The sequence below is a fragment of the Rubrivivax gelatinosus genome (assembly GCF_004340905.1).
GTDB classification, from domain to species: domain Bacteria; phylum Pseudomonadota; class Gammaproteobacteria; order Burkholderiales; family Burkholderiaceae_C; genus Rubrivivax; species Rubrivivax gelatinosus.
Genome location: NZ_SLXD01000008.1, coordinates 246,549 through 267,599, shown reverse-complemented (window position 1 = coordinate 267,599; position 21,051 = coordinate 246,549). Strand labels below are relative to the sequence as shown.

The 21,051-nt window shown below is 72.8% G+C and carries 15 protein-coding genes and 1 tRNA gene; 5 read left to right on the top strand and 11 right to left on the bottom strand.

The genetic code is table 11. The annotated features are described in order from the left end of the window. Positions 1–2,089: 2,089 nt before the first annotated feature. The 5 genes from EV684_RS14295 to hemC form a co-directional block, all read right to left on the bottom strand. Positions 2,090–2,166: transfer RNA gene (locus EV684_RS14295), tRNA-Arg, on the bottom strand. 30 nt (positions 2,167–2,196) lie between these two features. Next, positions 2,197–3,450, bottom strand: coding sequence for a heme biosynthesis HemY N-terminal domain-containing protein (locus tag EV684_RS14290; protein WP_132647949.1), 1,254 nt, complete (start codon positions 3,448–3,450; stop codon positions 2,197–2,199). 14 nt (positions 3,451–3,464) lie between these two features. Beyond that, positions 3,465–4,535, bottom strand: a complete 1,071-nt coding sequence (locus EV684_RS14285; RefSeq protein ID WP_243651167.1) for a uroporphyrinogen-III C-methyltransferase — start codon at positions 4,533–4,535, stop codon at positions 3,465–3,467. A 53-nt stretch (positions 4,536–4,588) separates the two neighbouring features. Beyond that, a complete protein-coding gene (locus EV684_RS14280; protein ID WP_132647947.1) occupies positions 4,589–5,362 on the bottom strand; it encodes a uroporphyrinogen-III synthase in 774 nt (257 codons plus the stop codon). 2 nt (positions 5,363–5,364) lie between these two features. Next, positions 5,365–6,294, bottom strand: coding sequence for a hydroxymethylbilane synthase (gene hemC / locus EV684_RS14275; protein WP_132647946.1), 930 nt, complete (start codon positions 6,292–6,294; stop codon positions 5,365–5,367). Positions 6,295–6,363: 69 nt separating this feature from the next. Here hemC and ppc point away from each other — a divergent pair, with 69 nt between their 5' ends. Further along, positions 6,364–9,195, top strand: coding sequence for a phosphoenolpyruvate carboxylase (gene ppc / locus EV684_RS14270; RefSeq protein ID WP_242478584.1), 2,832 nt, complete (start codon positions 6,364–6,366; stop codon positions 9,193–9,195). On the opposite strand, the gene EV684_RS14265 is transcribed toward ppc, so the two are convergent. From EV684_RS14265 to EV684_RS14250, 4 genes are read right to left on the bottom strand one after another with little or no spacing between them, the layout of a single operon-like run. Continuing rightward, positions 9,158–10,750 (bottom strand): amidase, encoded by a 1,593-nt coding sequence (locus EV684_RS14265; RefSeq protein WP_132647967.1) that lies wholly within the window; start codon positions 10,748–10,750, stop codon positions 9,158–9,160. The genes ppc and EV684_RS14265 overlap by 38 nt on opposite strands. Before the next feature lie 34 nt (positions 10,751–10,784). Beyond that, on the bottom strand, positions 10,785–11,960 hold the full coding sequence (locus EV684_RS14260) for an alanine racemase (protein ID WP_132647945.1): 1,176 nt from the start codon (positions 11,958–11,960) through the stop codon (positions 10,785–10,787). A gap of 10 nt (positions 11,961–11,970) precedes the next feature. Beyond that, positions 11,971–12,981 carry a Bug family tripartite tricarboxylate transporter substrate binding protein gene (locus EV684_RS14255; RefSeq protein ID WP_132647944.1) on the bottom strand — a complete coding sequence of 337 codons (1,011 nt, stop codon included), beginning with the start codon at positions 12,979–12,981 and terminating at the stop codon, positions 11,971–11,973. A 52-nt stretch (positions 12,982–13,033) separates the two neighbouring features. Next, positions 13,034–14,494 (bottom strand): D-serine ammonia-lyase, encoded by a 1,461-nt coding sequence (locus tag EV684_RS14250; RefSeq protein WP_132647943.1) that lies wholly within the window; start codon positions 14,492–14,494, stop codon positions 13,034–13,036. Between the two features lie 79 nt (positions 14,495–14,573). On the opposite strand from EV684_RS14250, the gene EV684_RS14245 reads away from it, so the two are divergent. Beyond that, complete coding sequence (locus EV684_RS14245) at positions 14,574–15,590, top strand: LysR family transcriptional regulator (protein ID WP_132647942.1); 1,017 nt, start codon at positions 14,574–14,576, stop codon at positions 15,588–15,590. Positions 15,591–15,829: 239 nt separating this feature from the next. On the opposite strand, the gene EV684_RS14240 is transcribed toward EV684_RS14245, so the two are convergent. Both EV684_RS14240 and EV684_RS14235 read right to left on the bottom strand, forming a co-directional pair. Beyond that, complete coding sequence (locus tag EV684_RS14240) at positions 15,830–16,555, bottom strand: LytR/AlgR family response regulator transcription factor (RefSeq protein ID WP_132647941.1); 726 nt, start codon at positions 16,553–16,555, stop codon at positions 15,830–15,832. Positions 16,556–16,557: 2 nt separating this feature from the next. Next, positions 16,558–17,682: a sensor histidine kinase gene (locus tag EV684_RS14235; RefSeq protein WP_132647940.1), complete on the bottom strand. Its 1,125-nt coding sequence runs from the start codon at positions 17,680–17,682 to the stop codon at positions 16,558–16,560. A 55-nt stretch (positions 17,683–17,737) separates the two neighbouring features. On the opposite strand from EV684_RS14235, the gene argH reads away from it, so the two are divergent. From argH to EV684_RS14220, 3 genes are all read left to right on the top strand, one after another. Next, the gene (argH, locus tag EV684_RS14230; protein ID WP_132647939.1) at positions 17,738–19,138 is read left to right on the top strand and encodes an argininosuccinate lyase; all 1,401 of its coding nucleotides are present in this window, start codon (positions 17,738–17,740) and stop codon (positions 19,136–19,138) included. Positions 19,139–19,160: 22 nt separating this feature from the next. Further along, on the top strand, positions 19,161–20,459 hold the full coding sequence (dinB, locus tag EV684_RS14225) for a DNA polymerase IV (RefSeq protein WP_132647938.1): 1,299 nt from the start codon (positions 19,161–19,163) through the stop codon (positions 20,457–20,459). An 85-nt stretch (positions 20,460–20,544) separates the two neighbouring features. Continuing rightward, on the top strand, positions 20,545–21,015 hold the full coding sequence (locus EV684_RS14220; protein WP_132647937.1) for a hemerythrin domain-containing protein: 471 nt from the start codon (positions 20,545–20,547) through the stop codon (positions 21,013–21,015). The last annotated feature ends 36 nt before the right edge of the window (positions 21,016–21,051 follow it).

The following is a 21,051-nucleotide window of genomic DNA, read 5'->3' as shown; positions in this document are numbered from 1 at the left end:
ATCAGCGAAGACCGAGATTCTGACATTCTTTTTAAACCCTGTCAAGCACTCGGCTTTTCTGCTTTTCGCTGAAACCCTTTTCAGAGTTTCTCGGCGCCGCTTCTTTCGAAGCACCACCGTCGATCAGCGGAGCCTGTGACTGTAGCACGGGTCTCAAACGGTTTGCAAGCAGTTCGGCGAAAAAAGTTCTGCGGGCACACCGCGCGTTCGCGAGCAGACTCCCTGCGCACGTTGCGCCCCGGATCGTCAACGAGAGGTCGCACGACGGCCCGGAGCGACCCGCCCATCACGGAACCTCCACATCCGTGCCGCACTCAATCGCCCCTGCCTCACAAGGCCAGCAATGCGGCGTGCATGGACCGAGGCCAGGAGCCCATCCTGCTCCCGCTGGTTGGCACCCCCTGAAGAGTCCCGGGACACCCCGCGCCACGCAGCGGAGACCATCCAGACGTCGAGGCCGGCGGACCCGGCGACGAGAGGCGCCGACAGCCGATGCCTGCCGCTGTTCAGCAAGGCGAGGCCTGGCAATGCCCCGACGGGCCGTCCGCTGCGGCCGTCCCCCGGCAGATCAATGGACGCTGCCACGGCTCGACGGCAAGGTCTGCGTGAATCACTAGGCCGACAACAGCGGGAGCACCCGAGCATCGCGTCGGAGGCGCCGATGCACGCGATGCCGCCGCAGACCCTCCCCAGCTTGCGCAGCCAGCAGCTCAGGTCGCACCAGCATCCTGCCCCCCACGTCGCACGCCCTCCTCTCTGTCTAGTGCGGCTATCGAAGACTCCAGGTGAATCCACCCCGCCTCCGCAGACAGGACGGACACCTCATCAGGCACCACCATCGAAGCACCCGATCAACGCGACAGCAGAGAAGGCACGTGCGAGCCAGGCCGATCTCAGGCAGGCGTTGCGGCGTCGACAGCACCCTGACCCAGCGGATGGACAACAAGAGGATGCGCAAGGCTGCACGGGGATCGGCCACCCAAGGACTGACGCCGCCAGCTACGAAGCAACGACATGCACGAACCCATGAGCGACACCAAGCCCAGGTCGCAGCGCACGAGTGACTCGGCGCCGGCGCCGCCGAGCCGGTTGAGGGAAGCGATGCCGGAGCATTGCGCAGCTTGATCCTCGAGGCGCAAACCAAACGTGTTGACGACCGAACCGAGCGAAAGGCCGCCGCACAGACGGTGAGCGATGCCGCAGGCGCCACGCACCGGCGCATCACCAGGGGCGCCGCCAGACCCACGACACGCGCAGCCTCGTGCAGGCGTGCGCGATGAGGAGCCCACCCCGGACGTCGCGCAATACCGCGACAGCAACGCCATCGGCGGTCGGGCCACACGGCACGGCTGCATGCCGTCAGCCTGCAGCGGCGCGGGCGCTTCGAGCAACACTTCGACCGCGGAAGACCGGACGCCGTCGCGAAGGCAGACAACAGAATCTCACGCCATTCCGGACGGAAAACTCGCCTGCACGCATCGACACCGCTGTCAAAGAGTGAAACAGCCGGCGCTCCGCCTCACGAACACCAAGGACACAGCGAGCCGCGCACCTCGGGCATTCGAATGGCCGCCGCGACGGCTTCGAATGCAGCCCCAGAAGTTCGAACACTCCGCACCCCGCGCGCCAGCACGGCAACCTTCGAACAGAAGTCGGTGAGATCGTGCTCAGCGCCGACCGTTGATGGCCAGCCCATATCGCGGCAAGCCGCCCGGCCCCGCCACTTCGGGACACCGGACCCGGCGGGACCACTCAGGCTCCCGCTAGCTCACGACCATTGGCCGGAGCCACGAATCCTACGCCCGGCAACCGGTCCAGGCCACCCCTCGACGCGGCGCACTGCCTGCCTTGTATCGCGACTCACCGCGCGATCAACAGCGCGTTGCACCACATTGGCGCTCCAGCACGCTGGCGAGGGAACGGGACCTCGAGAGTTCAACCGCCCGCACGAACGCCAACCGCGACCAGCCAGCAAGAGCGCTGGCGCGCAGACGGAGAGCCTCGACGCCGCGCAAGCCGACGACTGAAGAACGGGACGCAGAAAAGGCAAACGGGTTAGTTCCCGAAAGAACTAACCCGTTGCTTTTACTGGTGCGGCTGGCAGGAATCGAACCCACGACCCCTTGGTTCGTAGCCAAGTACTCTATCCAGCTGAGCTACAGCCGCGAAGAAAGAAACTATAGCACGTTTTTTGGATTAGTCCAGCCCCGCGGCAAATTTTTCGCAATCGCGGGCCCGATCCTCGTCGGCCTCCTCGCGAGCCAGGCGCGCCAGGAGGCGCCAGCAACGGCGTCGCACCGCGCTCGCCAGCGCCGGGGCCGCGGCCGCCAACTCCAGCAGACGACGGGCCTTGCCCCACAGCTGCCGCTCGGCATAAACCACGCCGACCGCAGCCACGACGGCCGGCTCGTGGGCATGGTGTGCCACGGCCTCTTCCAGACGTGCAAGCCAGTCGCTGCCGATGCCAGGCACGCACTCCATCAATGCCAGCGCCAGTTCCTCGCGGTCCTCGCGCGACAACTCGCCGGCGCGCTCCCAGAACGGACGCAGCCAGTCTCGTCCCTGCTCGCAGACACCGATGGCCGCCGCACGCCGAGCGGCCCGCGCCACCACCACAGGATCGCGGCGGTCGGCCGGGTCGAACTCGTCCCACAACTGCCGCAGCTGTTGCTGGTCATGCGCACTGTCCAGCGCCTCGCAAGCCAGCGACCGAAGCAGGCCCAGGGCGGCAGCGGGAGAGAACCCCTGGTGCTTGGCCAGCAGGCGTGCCGTGTGCAATGCCTCCAGCGGCCGCCGCGCCAGGCGACACGCCTGCAGCTTCAGCCGCAAGGCCTGCGTGCGCCGCGCAACGCCGGGCGGGAGTTCCGCCAGGAGCTCAAGCGCACGCGAGGCGTCCCGATCGTCCAGCGCCCACTCGGCAGCCAGCAGTCGCGCGCCGTCGTCAGCGCTGCGGCCGCCGCCGACACCTCCCTTGCGTCCCGCGCTCGGCAACTGCTTGAGCACGTCGTCGCGCCGCGTGCGGTCCTGCAGGCGGTGCAGGCTCCCGGCGGCCAGCAACTGCGCCAGCACCATGAATTCCGCATCGCCGCTCAGTTCGTTGGCGTCCTGCTGGATCGCGATCGCCCGTGTCGCCGCCTTGTGCGCACGGCTGTAACGGGCACTGAAGTACTCGGCCAGGGCCTCGCGCAGCGCCGCCTGGGCGGCACGCTCGCGACGCAGGGCGCGCCACTCGCCGGCACGCCTGGGCAGGGTCACCAGCGCGTTGATCCCCTGCACGGCGGACGTGATGGCGAAGGCCCCGGCAACGACGATGAGCACGAACAGGTTCAGCGACAGGTCGGAACGCCAACCGCGCCAGTAGATCGTGACGATGCCGTCGTTGCTGCCCAGCGTCGTCGCGGCGACGACCGCCACCACGCACAGCAGGATCAGCCAGATGACGATGCGCATCGCGGCCGCCCCGCTCAGCGCCCGGCCGACACGGTGGCGATGGCCGCCAGCGTGGCGTCGGGCCGCGGCACGGTCGCCACACGCGCCTGGGACTGCACCTGCCGTACCAGCTCGATGGCCGAGGCCACGCGGCGCGACTGGGGATCGAAATAACGATCCAGCGACGCCAGCGCATCCCGCAGGTCCGATTGCGCGGTGTCGAACTGCCGCGACAGCAGCGCCAGCCGGGCGTTCAACAGTCGCAGCTTCAGGTTCTCGCGCAGGAACCAGGCCTGCTCGGGCGCCACCAGCATCGCCTCGGGATGTTCGATGCGCGTCACGCGCACCAACGATCGGACCTCCTGCCAGATCGCGGCAGCCACGGTCTTCCAGCGTTCGCTCCAAGGCACCGACGCGTCGTCGACACCGGCCGACGACGCAGCCGATGACGGGGCGGCCGCGGCGGCAGGTCGGGCTGCCGTGCCACGGCGCTTTTCGATCGACGCCAGCAGCGGCAGCTCGTCGACGGCGCGGATCGCCTCGTCCAGGCGGATCGCCAGCAAGGCCAGGTCCGCGACACCGGCCGCCCGCGTCCGATCGAGATCCTGTGCCAGCGCGCGGCGCACGCGCTCCAGGCGTGGCTCCTTGTAGCGCGCCAGACGTTCGTCGGCCTGCTTGAGCGTGACGACCAAGGGCTCGGCGCTGCCAGTGATCGCCGTCTGCTGCATCGCCACGCGGATCGAGTTCTCGACGTCGGCCAGCACGTTCTCGTCGCGCGAGCGCGCCAGCGACTGGATGAGCTCCTCGAACTGGCTGCGCTGGATCGTCGACTCCGCGACACGCGCCTCCAGCACCGCCAGCTTGGCCGCGGCGTCGCGTGCCACGTCCTGCGCCGCGCGCGCCGCGACACGTGCTTCGGCCGCCTCGGCGCCGGCGTCCTGCTGGCGCTTGACCAGCTCGGTCTCAAGCGACTTCACACGCTGCTGGGTGTTCCATGCGAGCACGCCGGCCGCGGCGGCCGCCGCGGCGAGCACGGCCGCGCCAGTCACGACCCAGCGCGCCGGCAGCAGCGGCGCGGCGGCAACAGCGGGGGGCGCCGCAGGCACCGGCGACGGGGCCGGGGACGCGGACTCTGGCGGCAGGGGCGAGACGGGCTCGGTCACAGAGGCGCCGATTCTATCGGCGGCCCGCGACGGGCCCAATCGGCCACCACCTCGACCGACGGCGGCAGCTCGGCAACCTCGGCAAAACCGAGCGCCCGGGCGGCCGCCGCGATGCGCGGGTGCGACGCGACGGCACGCGAGCACGACCAGTCGGCGCCGGGCGCCAACGCACGCAGGTGGCCAACGGCTTCGCTGCTGCTGAAGTGCCACAGGTGCTCGCCCGGGAAGGCGAGCGAGGCGTCGAGCAGAGCACGGCCCGCTTCGTCGGGCACCGGCGGACGGCGACGGTAAGCGGCGACGAACTCGACGAAGGCGCCGCGGCCGCGCAGCGTCTCGGCCAGCCATTCGCGGCCGTCCTCGCCGCGCACGACCAGCACGCGCCGGCCGGCCCAGTCGAGGCCGCAGAGCTGCGCCCACAGCGCTTCGGAATCGAAGGCCTTGGCGTCGGCGGCAGGCTCGACGACACGGTCACCGACACCAGCCTCGCGCAGCGCCGCCGACGAGCCCGGGCCGACCGAGCCGGCCAGCGTCGTCGCCGGCCACTTGCAGCCGGCGGGCCGCAGGGCGAAGAAGTGGGCGACGGCGTTGGGGCTGACGAACATCACCAGCGCGTAGTCGGCCAGCGACTGCCAGGCCGCACGCAGGGGCGCCGGGTCCTCGGCGGGTTCGATGCCGATCAGCGGCAGCGCCGCAGCGTCGGCGCCCAGGTCCTGCAGCCGCGCCACCCAGGCGGCCGCCTGATCCGCCGGCCGGGTGACGATGATGCGCACCGTCAACAGGCCGGCAGGTAGTCGCCGGCGCCGGCCTGGCGCAGCAGCGCCGCGGCGTGTTCGCCCAGCGCGCGCGCGCTGGCCTCGTCGGTCGGCGTGCCGCTGACACGCACCTTGATCAGCGGGCGCGTCAGCTCGGTGCTGTGGCCCAGCGCGGCGTCGATCGTCAGCACGCCGTCGTTCCAGTGGCCGAATGCGGCCAGCGGCATCGAGCAGCTGCCGCCCAGCGAACGCGAGACGGCGCGCTCGGCGTGGCAGGCGAGGAAGGTCGGCTGGTGGATGGTCTGCGCCAGCAGTTCGCGCAGGCGGGCGTCGTCCTCGCGGATCTCGATGCCCAGCGCGCCCTGGCCGGCGGCCGGGATCATCAGCGCGGTGTCGAACAGCGAGCGGATGCGCGCGCCCAGGCCCAGGCGCTTCAGGCCCGCGGCGGCCAGCACGATGGCGTCGTAGCCGCCTTCGTCGAGCTTGCGCAGACGCGTGTCGAGGTTGCCGCGCAGCGGCTCGATCTTCAGGTCGGGGCGGTGGGCCAGCAGCTGCACGACGCGGCGCAGGCTGGAGGTGCCGACGCAGGCGCCCTGCGGCAGCGCGTCGAGGTTCTCGTACTGGTTGGACACCCAGGCGTCGCGCGGGTCCTCGCGCTCCCAGATCGCGGCCAGCGCGAAGCCGGGCGGCAGGTCCATCGGCACGTCCTTCAGCGAGTGCACGGCCAGATGGGCGCGACCTTCTTCGAGCGCGGTCTCGAGCTCCTTCACGAACAGGCCCTTGCCGCCGACCTTGGACAGCGCGCGGTCGAGGATCTGGTCGCCCTTGGTGGTCATGCCCAGCAGTTCGACGGCGAGGCCGAAGCGAGCGGTCAGCACGTCGCGGACGTGTTCGGCCTGCCAGAGGGCCAGGCGGCTTTCGCGGGTGGCGATGATGGTGTTGGAGCTCATACCTCAATTATCGACAACGCGCAGGACGTGCCAGAATCGGTAATCCGGTTACGCCTTCTGGGAGCCCCGATGCCGCGACGCCCCTCGACCGCCGCCGCCCCGCGCAAGACCTCGCCGCACCAGAGTGCGGCCGATGCTGCGGAGAAGAATCGACCCTTGGTCGAGGATATCCGGTTACTTGGACGCATCCTCGGCGACGTCATCCGCGAGCAGGAAGGCACCGAAGCCTACGAGCTGATCGAGCGCGTGCGCCAGCTCTCGGTGGCCTACCGGCTCAAGGCCGACGCCTCGGCCGGGCGCGTGCTCGACCGGCTGCTGAAGAACCTGTCGGCCGACCAGACGGTGAGCGTCATCCGGGCCTTCAGCTACTTCTCGCACCTGGCCAACATCGCCGAGGACCGCCACCACGTGCGCCGGCGCCGCGTGCACGAGCGCGAGGGCCATCTGCAGGAAGGCTCGCTGGCGATGGCCATCGACCGGCTGCACGCCGCCGACCACCGCAACGCCGACATCGTGCGCATGCTCGACGATGCCTACATCTCGCCGGTGCTCACCGCCCACCCGACCGAGGTGCAGAGAAAGAGCATCCTCGACGCCGAGCGCGCCGTCGCCGAGTTGATCGGCCAGCGCGACGAGCAGCTGACCGAGGACCAGCGACGCGAGAACGAGGAACTGCTGCGCGCGCGCGTCACCCAGCTCTGGCAGACGCGCATGCTGCGCACCGCCAGGCTGACCGTCGCCGACGAGATCGAGAACGCGCTGGGCTACTACCCCAGCACCTTCCTGCGCGAGATCCCGCGCCTGTACCGCGAGCTCGAGCGCGCCCTGCCCGGCCATCCGGTGGCCCCCTTCCTGCGCATGGGCCACTGGATCGGCGGCGACCGCGACGGCAACCCCAACGTCGACGCCGCGACGATGCGCCGCGCGCTCGCCCGCCAGAGCGAGACCGCGCTGCGCTTCTACCTCGACGAGGTGCACGCGCTGGGCGTCGAGCTGTCCACGAGCGCGATGCTGGCGCCGGTGACGCCGGCGATGCAGGCCCTGGCCGAACGTTCGCCCGACCACAGCGTGCACCGCGAGGACGAGCCCTACCGGCGCGCGCTGATCGGCCTGTACGCCCGCCTGGCGTCCACGCTCCAGGTGCTGACCGGCACCGCCCCGCCGCGCCCGGCGGTGGCGCCCCAGCCGCCGTATGGCGACGCCGCCGAACTCCTCGCCGACCTGCGCGTGATCGAGGCCTCGCTGCGCCACCACCACGCCCAGGCGCTGATCGCGCCGCGGCTGGCGCCGCTGATGCGCGCGGTGCAGGTCTTCGGTTTCCACCTCGCGACGCTGGACCTGCGCCAGAGCAGCGACAAGCACGAGGCCGTCGTCGCCGAACTGCTGCGCGTCGCGCGGCTGGAGCCGGACTACGCGGCGCTGGACGAGCCGGCGCGGCGCGCGCTGCTGCTGCGCCTGCTCGACGACGCGCGGCCGCTGCGCGTGCGCGGCGCCGAGTACTCGGCGCTGGCGACCAGCGAGCTGGAGGTCTTCGAGACCGCGCGCGAAGGCCGCGAGCGCTACGGCCGCGAGGCGCTGCGCCACTACATCATCTCGCACACCGAGGACGTCTCCGACCTGCTCGAGGTGCTGCTGCTGCAGAAGGAAGCCGGGCTGCTGCGCGGCACGCTGGACCGCGACGCGACGGCCGACCTGATCGTCGTGCCGCTGTTCGAGACCATCGGCGACCTGCGCCAGGCCAGCGCCATCATGCGTGCCTACTACGCGCTGCCTGGCGTCACGGCGATGGTCGTGCGCAGCGGCGCCGAGCAGGACGTGATGCTGGGCTACAGCGACAGCAACAAGGACGGCGGCTTCTTCACCAGCAACTGGGAGCTCTACCGCACCGAGGTCTCGCTGGGCGAGTTCTTCGCCGTGCTGCACCGCGAGCACGGCATCCGCATGCGCCTGTTCCACGGCCGCGGCGGCACCGTCGGCCGCGGCGGCGGCCCCAGCTACCAGGCCATCCTGGCGCAGCCGCCGGGCACGGTGAACGGCCAGATCCGCCTCACCGAGCAGGGCGAGGTCATCGGCTCCAAGTACGCCAACCCCGAGATCGGCCGGCGCAACCTGGAGACCCTGGTCGCGGCGACGCTGGAGGCGACGCTGCTGCACCCGACCAAGAGCGCGCCCAAGACCTTCCTCGACGCCGCGGCGCGGCTCAGCGACGCCAGCTTCGCGGCCTACCGGGCGCTGGTCTACGAGACCCCGGGTTTCGTCGACTGGTTCTTCGCCGCGACGCCGATCCGCGAGATCGCCGAGCTCAACATCGGCTCGCGTCCGGCCTCGCGCAAGGCGACACGTGCGATCGAGGACCTGCGCGCCATCCCCTGGAGTTTCTCCTGGGGCCAGTGCCGGCTGGCGCTGCCGGGCTGGTACGGCTTCGGCTCGGCGGTCGAGGCCTTCCTCGGCGACGAGACGACGCAGCCGGCGCGGCTGGAACTGCTGCAGCGCATGTACCGCCAGTGGCCGTTCTTCCGCACGCTGCTGTCCAATCTGGACATGGTGCTGGCCAAGACCGACCTGCGCATCGCCGCGCGCTACGTCGAGCTGGTCGAGGACAGACGCGCCGCCAGGCGTGTCTTCACGACGATCCGCGCCGAGTGGGAACGGGTCGGCCAGGCGCTGGAGCAGATCACCGGCGAAGCGTCACGGCTGCAGTCCAACCCGACGCTGGCGCGTTCGATCGAGCACCGCTTCCCCTACCTGGACCCGCTGAACCACCTGCAGGTCGAGCTGATGCGGCGCTTCCGCCAGCGCAAGCCTGACGCCGCGGCCGACGATCCGGCCGTCGCACGTCTGCAGCGCGGCATCCACATCTCGATCAACGGGGTCGCGGCCGGGCTGCGCAACACCGGCTGAACGCGTTCAGACCGCGCTCGCCCCCCGGAGCCGCGGCCGCGCCGTCCAACACCGGCGGCGCAGTGACGATGGAGCGCAGCGCCGGCTCGACCGGCCCCAGCCGCGCCGGATCGGGCCGCGGCCGCGCCAGCACCGGGTCGGCGGCGAACGCCTGCTCCATCGCCTGGGCCGCGGCCAGCGTCACCGCGTCGCCGCGGAACGGGCCGACGAGCTGCAGGCCGAACGGCAGGCCGCGCGCGTCGCGGCCGCAGGGCAGGCTCAGCGCCGGATGGGTGGTCAGCGTGGTCACGTAGGTCAGCGCCAGCCAGCGGTAGTAGTTGGCCTGCGGCCGGCCCTGCACCACCGCGGCATGCGGCTCGGTCCACGGGAAGGGCGAGACCGGCGTCACCGGGGACAGCACCAGGTCGACCTCGTCGAAGACACGCGCGAAGCGCCTGACCATTCGCGTCTGCTCGCTCTGCGCCCAGGCGACGTCGAGCAGGCTCATGCGCGCGCCCATCTCGTAGTTGACGCGCGGGTTGGGGCCCAGGCTGGCGGGGTCGCGCTCGTAGGCCTCGTGCAGGCCGGCGACGAAGGCTTCGGCGCGCAGGACGTCGAAGCAGCGGTGCACCTCGCCCAGCGCGTGCTCGCCGGCGAAGTCCAGCGTGTGCACCGAGCGGAACAGCGGCGCCAGCGCCGCGACCTTGGCGCGGAAGGCGGCGCGGATGTCCTCGTCGACGTCGCAGACGCCCCAGTCCTCGGTGATGCCGACGCGCAGCCGGCCCAGGTCGGGCAGCGGCAGGCGCAGGAAACCGGCGGCGTCGACCGGAAAGCTCAGCGGGTCGGCGGCGTCGACGCCGGCGCTGGCCGCCAGCTGCAGGCAGGCGTCGGCGACACAGCGCCCCATCGGGCCGACGACCGGCAGCGGCGACCAGCCCAGCGGCCGGCGTGCGCTGGGCACCAGGCCGGGCGAGGGGCGAAAGCCCACGACGCCGCACTTGGCCGCCGGGATGCGCAGCGAGCCGCCGGTGTCCGAGCCGGTGCACAGCGGCAGCAGGTCCAGCGCCAGCGCGCAGGCCGAGCCGCCCGAGGAGCCACCGGCGTTGAGCCGCGGATCGAAGGGGTTGCCGGTGGCGCCCCAGACGGCGTTGAAGCTGTTGGCCCCGGCGCCCATCTCGGGCACGTTGGTCTTGGCCGTGACGACGGCACCGGCAGCGCGCAGCCGTGCGACCAGCAGGTTGTCGGCCGCCGGCACGTTGGCGCGGTAGATCGGCGAGCCGTAGGTCGTCAGCAGGCCGGCGGTCTCCTCCAGATCCTTCACGCCCAGCGGCAGCCCATGCAGCAGGCCCAGCGGCTCGCCGCGCATCACCGCGGCCTCGGCCGCCCGCGCCTCGACGCGCGCGCGTCCGTAGGCGGTGGCAGTGATCGCGTTGACGTGCGGGTTCAGCGCCTCGATGCGCTCGATGCAGGCCTCGAGCAGTTCCACCGGCGAGAGCTGGCGTGCGCCGATGCGCCGGCGCAGCTCGACGGCCGGCAGCGCGAGCAGCTCGGCGTGGGGCGAGGTCGGAGAAATCATGTCGTTCATCGTGTCGGGGTCCGGAGAGGCAAGGCTAGCGGCTGTGGCCGCGGGCGGCGATCGGCCAGAGGCCGGCGACGCAACCGGAGCGCAGCAGCACCAGCGTGTCGTGCAGGTTGAAGCTCGGGTCGCAATGGCCGGGCACGAGCTGCAGCACCTGCCCGAGCGCCGGCGCGGCGGCGTCGGCCGCCACCGCCATCACGCCGTGTTCGTCGTTCAAGGCGACCGGCCCCCAGCCCGGCCGCGGCGGCCAGGGCTGCGGCGGGCCGCTCTCGGCCGACAGCGTCTTCAGCCCGCAGTCCAGCACCACCTGGCCGGGCAGCGCGGTGCTGATCACGGTCGTCGCCAGGAACAGCGCGTGCTCGAAACGCAGCGCCTCGTCGGCCGCGGCGCGGTTGGCGGCGTAGTCGGCGTCCATGAAGGCGTAGCTGCCGGGCTGGACCTCGGTGTAGACGCCGCCGGCCAGGTCGCTGGCGACGGTGCCGGTGCCGCCGCCGGTGACCACACGCGGCGGCCGCCCCGCGGCGCGCAGTGCCGCGGCCACGGCGCCGGCACGTTCGCCCGCGGCACGCGCCGCCGCGGCGCGCTCGGCGGGATCACGCAGATGCTGGGCGCCGCCGTGGTAGGCCTGCAGCCCGGTCCAGCGCAGGCCGGGCGCGGCGTCGATGGCCTCGACCAGGCGCAGCACCGGCGTCGCGTCGCGCTCGGCGCCGGGCACGCCGCAGCGGCCCTGGCCGACGTCGATCTCGACGAGCACGTCCAGCGGCCAGGCTGCGTCCAGGCCCTCGGCGGCGGCGGCGGCAGCCAGCACCGCGACCTGGCGCAGGTCGTCGACGCAGACCGACAGCCGCGTGCCCCGGGCGCCGCCCTCGCGCTGCCAGCGCGCCAGCCAGCCGGCCTGCAGCGCCGAGGCGAGCTGGTTGCTGACGTGGATGTCGTGCACGCCGGCCTCGAGGAACGGCAGCGCCTCGCTGGCCTTCTGCACGCAGATGCCCGCGGCCCCGCCGCGCAGCTGCGCCAGCGCGACCTGCGGGCACTTGTGCGCCTTGGCGTGCGGGCGCAGGGCGACGCCGTGGCGCGTTGCCGCGGCCTGCATGCGCTGCAGGTTGCGCTCGAAGGGCTCGGCCTGCAGCACCAGCAGCGGCGTGGCCAGCGTGGCCGCGTGCTGACCCGGGCACGCCGGTGGCGGCAGCGCCGTGAACACGCTCATCGCTGCCGCCTCATTCAGCGTGGATGTTGGCGCGCGCGGCGGTGGCGCGCATCAGCGGCAGCTCGGTCTCGATCAGCTTCTCCAGCTGTGCCGCCGAACGGAAGCCCGGCTCCATGCCGGCGGCGGCCATCTTCTCGCGGATCTCGGGCTGGGCGACGATCTCGGCCAGCGTCTTCTCCAGCCGGGCCTGCACCGCCGGCGGCAGACCGCGCGGCGCGACGAAGGCCAGCCAGGTGTCGGCGTCCAGCGTGTAGCCCTGCTCCTGGAAGCTCGGCACCTCGGGCAGCAGCGGCGAGCGCCGGGCCGTCGTCACGCCGATGGCCTTGACCTTGCCCGCCTTGAGCTGCGGAATGGCCGCCGTCAGCGTGTCCACCGAGAACTCGACGTGGCCGGCCATCAGGTCGCTCATCGCCGGGGCGCTGCCCTTGTACGGCACGTGGACCATGGACGTGCCGGTGGCGCGCTGCAGCAGTTCACCGGCAAAGTGGGCGGTCGTGCCGCTGCCGTACGAGGCCCAGCTGAACTTGCCGGGCGCGGACTTGACCAGCGCCGCGAAGCTCTTGGGCGAGTTCGCCTTCACCGCGGGGTGGGCCAGCAGGATCAGCGGCGTCGCGCCGACGACGCCCAGCGGCTGGAAGCTCTTCAGCGGGTCGTAGGGCAGCCGCGGATTGATCGCCGGGTTGACGGTGAAGGTCGTGCCCGAGCTGACCAGCAGCGTGTAGCCGTCGGCCGGCGCCTTGGCGACGTAGCCGGCGCCGATCGCGGTGCCGGCACCGGCGCGGTTCTCGACGACCACCGTCTGGCCCAGCCTGTCGCCCAGGGCGCGGGCGAAGATCCGCCCGATGACGTCGGTCGCGCCGCCGGCCGGGAACGGCACGACGAGCTGGATAGTCCGGCTGGGCCAGGCATCGGCAGCCAGCGCCGGCCAGGCGGCCAGCAGCGCGACGCCCGCGGCGGCGGCACGCAGCACGAGGCGGCGCGACGGGGGGCGGGCGACGGTGTTCGGGAACGGACGGTTCATGCGGAGGCTCCTGGCGAGGGCGGTGGGGAGGGAGGAGGAAGCCGTCGGGTGTTCAGGCCGTGACGCACAGCGCGGGGTCGTCGGGCGGCGTGGCCGCCAGCGCCGCGCCGCGGGCCTGGAAACGCGTGATCTCGTCGTCCGGCACCACCTGGCCGCCGGTCGTCCAGGCGACGTGGGTCGCGCCGGCCAGGCGGCCGGCCAGGCCGGTGCGGCGCAGCCAGGCCCGGCCGGCGGCGCTGCGCGTCAGCCCGCCCGGGCCGGCCAGGCCGGCGGCGGCCGAGGGCTCCAGGCGCAGGCCTTCGGCGACGGCGGCGTGGTGCAGCAGCCGGTGCAGGTCGTCGTCGGTGACGGTATAGGCGCCGGCCAGCCGCGGCCCGGCCAGGGTGCCGGCCAGCGCGCTGGCGCGCGGCACGGCCAGGCCGTCGGCCTCGGTGCGGTTGTCCAGGCCGATGTCGTAGACCGAAGGCGGCGTGCCCTCGTCCTGCGCGGCCGCCAGCGCAGCCAGCACGGTGTTCGTGCCGCGCGCCGCGGGGTGCAGGGCCAGCAGCTGCAGCAGGAAACACGGCGAGCGCACCGGCTCGGCGAAGAAGCAGTGCACGTGCTCGCCGAAGGTGCGCGCCAGGCCCCAGGCGATGCCGCCGGGCGCCCCGCCGACGCCGCAGGGCAGGTACACGATCAGCGGGTGCCCGGCGTCGACGACACGGCCGGCGGCGGCCAGCTGGCCGGCCAGGCGCTCGGCGGCGACCGCGTAGCCGAGGAACAGCGAGCTGGATCGTTCGTCGTCGACGAAGTGCACACGCGGCTCGGCCGCAGCCGCGGCGCGCCCGGCGGCCACCGCCTGGGCGTAGTCGCCGGCGTGCTCGACGACCCGCACGCCGCGGCGGCGCAGGCGCTCCTTCTTCCAGCCCTTGGCGTCGGCCGACATGTGCACCACCGCCTCGAAGCCCAGCGCCGCGGCCATGATGCCGATCGCCAGGCCGAGGTTGCCGGTCGAGCCGACGGCCACCTGGTGGCTGGCGAACAGCGCGCGCGCGGCGTCCGAGGCCAGCACGCCGGGGTCGGCCGCGGCACGCGCGGCCGGGTCGGCGGGCAGCAGGCCGTGGCGCACGGCCAGGGTCTCGGCGTGTTCGAGCACCTCGTGGAAACCGCCGCGCGCCTTGACCGAACCGGCCACCGGCAGCGCGTGGTCGGCCTTGACGAAGAGCGCGCCGGCATCCGCCGGCAGGCCCAGCGCGGCCTGCAGCGCCGGCACCGGCAGCAGCGGCGACTCGACCCGGCCGGCCGCCGCGCCGAGCTCCTGCGGGAACAGCCGGGCCAGCAGCGGAGCCATCCAGGCCAGGCGCGCCGAGGCTGCCGCCTGCGCGCCGGGCGGCAAAGCCGGGTCATCGATCGCACTAAGGCACTCGTCCTGCGCCCAGAAGACCGGGCGGGCGCTCGTCAGCGCGTCCCACCCGAGCCCGGCGTGCCAGGCGGATTCGTCTTTTCTTTCAACAGGATGGCAGGGCGACGTCATGGCCTCATCATGGCCCGCCACGGAAGCCGCGAGCAACCGCTTTATACTCATCCAGCCATTAGTTTTATCGATGCCAACAATGGCCAGTGCACTGAATCCGTCCCTGCTGTCGTGGCTGCGCTGTTTCGATGCGGCGGCGCGCGAGCGCAGCTTCACGCAGGCCGCGGCGACGCTGTGCATCACCCAGGGCGCGGTGAGCCAGCAGGTCAAGCAGCTGGAGCAGTGGCTGCGCCGGCCCTTGTTCCTGCGCAGCCCGCGGGCCCTGGTCTTCACGCCCGAGGGGCTGCACCTGCACGGTGTGCTGCGCGAGTCCTTCGACGCCGTCGAGGCCGCGCTGCTGCAGCTGCGTGCACCAGCCGAGGGCGCCCCGCTGGCGCTCAGCTGCGCGCCCTCGTTCGCGATGGGCTGGCTGACGCCGCGGCTGGGCGACTTCTTCCGCCGCCATCCGGGGCTGGAACTGCGTGTCGTCGGCGAGTTCGAGTCGGTGGACCGCGCGCGCATGGCCCAGCGCGGCCTGGCCGCGGCGCTGCGCTACGACCCCGGCGGCTACGCCGACCTGCTGGACAACCCCTTCCTCGACGAATGGCTGCTGCCGGTGGCCAGCCCGGCCTGGCTGGCCGCGCACCCGGAGGTGCGCAGCGCGGCCGACCTGGCGCCCGAGCACCTGCTGCACGACGACCAGGCCTGGGACGGCGCCGATCCCTACGAGGAATGGCGCCAGTGGCTGCAGGCGGCGCTGCCCGGCGGCCTGCCCGCACGCCTGGCCCAGGGCCTGCCGCTCGGGCGCCACTTCAACCTGACGCAGCTGGCCCAGGCGGCCGCCCTGGCCGGCCAGGGTGTGGCGATGGGGCGTGCGGCGCTGGTCGTCGACGAACTCGCGGCCGGGCGGCTGGTGGCGCCTTTCGCGCTGCCGGCCGGCACCGCCGACGCCGGCCGCCACGGTGCGCTGCGCGCCCGCGCCGGCTACCGCCTGGTGGCGCCCGCCGAGGCGGCCGCCGGCGTCGCCGAGGTGCTGGCCTGGCTGCGCACGCAGGCCGCGGCGTTCGTGCTGCAGCGCGACGCCGTGCTGGCCGGCGCGGCGGCGACGCGGAGCTAGGCGTCCGCGCGGCAGAACCGATCGCGCACCTGCGATGGCGCTGAACTGGCGGCGCATGGCGGTGCTCGGTGCGGCCCGAGAGGCGCAGAACCGCTCGTCGCACTGACCGGAGCCTCCCTCGCGGAGGGAGGCTGGAGGGTGCCGTCGAACAAGCTGGAGCACCCTCGCGGAGGGGGCTCGGGGGAGCCGTGCGTAAAGCCGCAGGCTAGGAGTCCGCGCGGCTTCTGCCGCGCAGACTCCTAGCTTTCGCCCAGCGCCTCGCGCACCGCGGCGAGCTGGCGGCGCGACACCGCCAGCCATTCGTCGCCGGGGGCGAGGCGCACCGCCCAGCCTTCGTCGTCGTCGCGCGGCTCCAGCGCGCGCACCGCGGCGCGCGCGACGATCGCGTTGCGGTGGATGCGCAGGAACCCCGCGCCCAGGCGCTGCTCCAGCTCGGCCAGCGTCTCGTCCAGCGCGATCGTCTCGCCGGGCGTGCGCAGCAGCACCGCCTTGGCCTCGGCGCGCAGGTACAGCACCTCGGCCAGCGGCACGCGCCGCAGCCGGCCCCGTTCGCTGACGACGAGCACCGGCCCGGCGGCCGGCAGCGGTGCGCGCCGCGCGGCGACCCGCTCCAGCGCGGCCTGCAGCCGCTCCAGCCGCACCGGCTTGGTCAGGTAGTCGACGGCCTCGACATCGAAGGCTTCGAGCGCGTGTTCGCCGTGGGCGCTGACGAAGACCACCGCCGGCCGGCGCGGCAGCTCGTGCAGCGCGGCGGCCAGCGCCAGCCCGCCGCGGCCGGGCATGCGCACGTCCAGCAGCAGCAGGTCCACCGGCTCGCGGCGCAGCAGGGCCATCGCCTGCTCGGCGCTGCCGGCCTCGCCGGCGATGACCAGCGCCGGCTGCGTCACCGCGCCCAGCAGCGTGCGCAGCCGCAGCCGGGCCAGCGCTTCGTCGTCGACGATCAGGACCGAAAGCGGCGCGGCCATCGTCAGTCCTGCAGCGGCAGCACGAGGCGGGCGTGGAACTCGCGCCCCTCGCGCCAGACCTCGAGCTCGGCGGCCACGTCGTGCAGCAGGCGCAGGCGCTCGCGCACGTTGTCCAGCGCCATGCCGTGGCCGGGCGCCGACGGCCGCTCGGGCACGGTGTTGCTGACGGTGACCACCGCCTGGCCACGGCGCTGGCCGGTCACGATGCGGATGTGCCCGCCCTCGGCCGCCGGCTCGACGCCGTGGCGCACCGCGTTCTCCACCAGCGGCTGCAGCACCAGCGGCGGCACCCGCGCCGCGCCGGCACCGGCATCGAGCTCCCAGTCGACGGTGATGCGCTCGCCGTAACGCGCCTGCTCGATGGCGAGATAGGCCCGCGCCAGCTCGATCTCCTCGGCCAGCGCCACCGACTCGCCGACCTCGGCCAGCGCGACGCGAAACAGTTCGGCCAGGTCTTCCAGCACCCGTTCGGCGCGCGCCGGGTCCACGCGCACCAGCGCCAGCGCGGTGTTCAGCGCGTTGAACAGGAAGTGCGGACGGATGCGCGACTGCAGCTCGACCAGGCGCGCGCTGGTGTCGGCCGGCACGGCGCTGCGCGCGCGCAGGTCCAGCCACAGCCACAGCAGCGCGGCGAAACCGGCGCCGGCCAGCGCGATGCCGGCCAGGCGCAGGCCGCCGGCGGTGTCGGCCAGCCCGATGCCGACCAGCGGCGCCCAGGCGACGAGCGCGCAAAAGGCGCCGCCCAGCAGCACGGCGCCGGCGCGTGCGCCGGGCGACCCGCGCGCCAGCAGCCGGCGCGAGGAACAGACGAGGACCAGCCACATCAGCGTGCCGGTGGCGCCGGCAAACGCCGAGGCCGCGGCACGCGCCAGCCAGTCGGCGGCGTCGCTGGCCTGGGCCAGCGCGGCGACGCTCAGCACCGCCAGCACCAGCAGCCCGGCGCGCAGCGCCAGCGCCGGGTGGCAGACGTCGAAGGCGGCGGCCACGCGGGCCTCCTCGCGCGCACGCTCGTCGGCCAGGCGCTCGAAGCGGCTCGGCGCGAACGGCAGGCTGCGCCCGGCGGGCCAGGTGTCGTGCCAGACCCCCTGGGCCGGCGCGCCCTCGCGGGAGGAGTCGGCGTCGTCCATCGGCGCCCGATAATACGGAGTCCCGCCGCGCTCGCGGCTGCCAGCCTCCCCCCGCATGTCAGCGAATCCTCTCGACAACAAGTCCCAGGCCTGGTCGGCACTCTTCAGCGAGCCGATGAGCGAGCTGGTCAAGCGCTACACCGCCAGCGTCGACTTCGACCAGCGCCTGTGGCGCGCCGACATCCAGGGCAGCCTGGCGCACGCCGAGATGCTGGCCGCGCAAGGCATCATCGCCGCCGCCGACCTGGAGGCCATCCGCCGCGGCATGGCGCAGATCGTCGAGGAGATCGAGGGCGGCCGCTTCGAGTGGAAGCTGGAACTGGAAGACGTGCACCTGAACGTCGAGGCACGGCTGACGCAGCTCGTCGGCGACGCCGGCAAGCGACTGCACACCGGCCGCAGCCGCAACGACCAGGTCGCCACCGACGTGCGCCTGTGGCTGCGCGACGAGATCGACGGCCTGTCCACGCTGTTCGTCGAGCTGCAGCGCGCGCTGGTCGAGCTGGCCGCCGGCCACACCGAGACCGTGATGCCGGGCTTCACGCACATGCAGGTGGCGCAACCGGTCAGCTTCGCCCACCACCTGCTGGCCTACGTCGAGATGTTCGCGCGCGACGCCGAACGCCTGGCCGACGTGCGCAAGCGCACCAACCGCCTGCCGCTGGGGGCCGCCGCGCTGGCCGGCACCAGCTATCCGCTGGACCGCGAGCGCGTCGCGAAGACGCTGGGCTTCGACGGCGTCTGCCAGAACAGCCTGGACGCGGTCAGCGACCGCGACTTCGCGCTCGAGTTCTGCGCCTTCGCCTCGATCGCGATGGTGCACGTCTCGCGCCTGTCCGAAGAGCTGGTGCTGTGGATGAGCCAGAACTTCGGCTTCATCGACCTGGCCGACCGCTACTGCACCGGCTCGTCGATCATGCCGCAGAAGCGCAACCCCGACGTCGCCGAGCTGGCGCGGGGCAAGAGCGGGCGCGTCGTCGGCCACCTGATGGGGCTGATCACGCTGATGAAGGGCCAGCCGCTCACCTACAACAAGGACAACCAGGAAGACAAGGAGCCGCTGTTCGACACCGTCGACACGCTGCGCGACACCTTGCGCATCCTGGCCGAGATGGTCGGCGGCATCCGCGTCAAGCCCGAGGCGATGGAACGCGCCGCGCGCCGCGGCTACGCCACCGCCACCGACCTCGCCGACTACCTCGTCAAGAAGGGCCTGCCCTTCCGCGACGCGCACGAGGTCGTCGCCCACGCGGTGAAGGTGGCGCTGGGGCGCGGCGTCGACCTGTCGGAGCTGACATTGACCGAGCTGCAGGGCTTCAACCCCGCCGTCGGCGAAGACGTCTTCGAGGTGCTGACGCTGGCCGGCTCGCTGAACGCGCGCAACGTCGTCGGCGGCACCGCGCCGGCGCAGGTGCGCGCGCAGATCGAACGCCACCGCGCCCGTCTGGGCGCCTGACCGGCGCGGCGCCGCAGCGCCGATGAGCCCGCGCACGCGCTGGATCGCGCATCTCGACATGGACGCGTTCTACGCGTCGGTCGAGATGCTGCGCTACCCCGAGCTGCGCGGCCAGCCGGTGGTCGTCGGCGGCGGCCGGCGCCACCAGCCCGAGCTGCTGCCCGACGGCAGCCGCAGGTTCGCGACGCTGGCCGGCTACGCCGGGCGCGGCGTCGTCACCACCGCCACCTACGCCGCACGCGACTACGGCGTGCACTCGGGCATGGGGCTGATGAAAGCCGCCCAGCGCTGCCCGCAGGCGGTGCTGCTGCCCACCGACTTCGACGAGTACCGGCGCTACTCGCGGCTGTTCAAGGCCGCGGTCGCCGAGATCGCCCCGGTCATCGAGGACCGCGGCATCGACGAGATCTACATCGACCTGACCGAGGTGCCCGGGGCCCAGGACGCCGTCGGCCACGACCCCGCCGGCGGCGTGCGTGCGGTGGCCCAGGAGATCCGCAACAACGTGCGGCGCACGACCGGCCTCGTCTGCTCGATCGGCGTCACGCCGAACAAGCTGCTGGCCAAGATCGCCTCCGAGCTGGACAAACCCGACGGCCTGAGCGTGGTCACCGCCGCCGAGCTGCCAACACGCATCTGGCCGCTGCCGGTTCGGCGCATCAACGGCATCGGCCCGAAAGCCGGCGCCAGGCTGGCGGCGCTGGGCGTGGCGACGATCGGCGACCTGGCGACGCGTGAACGCGCCTGGCTGCAGGAACACTTCGGCCGCAGCTACGGCGCCTGGCTGCACGAGGCCGCCCACGGCCAGGACGACCGGCCGGTGGTGACACACAGCGAGCCGGTGTCAGTGAGCCGCGAGACCACCTTCGAACGCGACCTGCACGCGGTGCAGGACCGGGCGCAGCTGACCGCGGTCTTCACCCACCTGGCCGAACGGGTCGCCGCCGACCTGCAGCGCAAGGGCTACGCCGCACGCACCATCGGCATCAAGCTGCGCTACGACGATTTCCGCACCGTCACGCGCGACCTGACGCTGCCCGGGCCGGTGGTCGACGCCGCCGCCATCCGCCGCGCCGCCGGTCAATGCCTCAAGCGCGTGGACCTGTCGCGCCGGCTGCGCCTGCTGGGCGTGCGCGCCGGCACGCTGGTGCGCGCCGAAAGCGCCGCTGCCGCGGCCCCCGGGCGTCGCGTGCGAGCCACGGATCGGCGCACCGCGGCCGAGGCCGAGCCGGAGCTGCCGTTCCTCGGGGCCCTGCCTGCACCGGAAGCCTCGGAACGTGGTGAAGACCCCGATCGACACCCCCCGGGAAAGTCGGAATAGCCGCACGGACAGTTGAGGCAACGCAAAAATTCGATACAAACGCGCCCCTAGTCTGGGCTCGTCATCAAGAGAAAGCGTCGCTGCCATGTCCACCCTCGCCTGGTCCGAATCACTGGCGCTGCACCAGCCGCAGATGGACGCGACGCATCACGAGTTCGTCGACCTGCTGCACGGCCTGGAAGCGGCGCTGGATGCGGACGACAGCACGCTCGACACGGCGCTGGACGCGGTGATCGAACACACCGAAGCCCACTTCGCCCAGGAAGAGCACTGGATGCTCGGCATGGGCTTCGCGCCGCAGAACTGCCACTCCTACCAGCACGCCCAGGTGCTCAAGGCGATGCACGAGGTGCAGGACCGGCTGCGCCGCGACGCCGACGTCGCCATCGTGCGCCAGCTCGCCGAGGAGCTGGTCGAGTGGTTCCCGGCGCACTCGCGTTCGATGGACGCCAGCCTCGCGCAGTGCATGGCCTCGATGGGCTACGTTCCGGCCGATGCGCTGGATCCCCCGCCCCCGCTGCGGCCGGTCGGCGCCGCCGGCGCCTACGCCTCCTGAAACTGCTGCGCGCGGCCTGCGCCGCGCGGGCCCGGC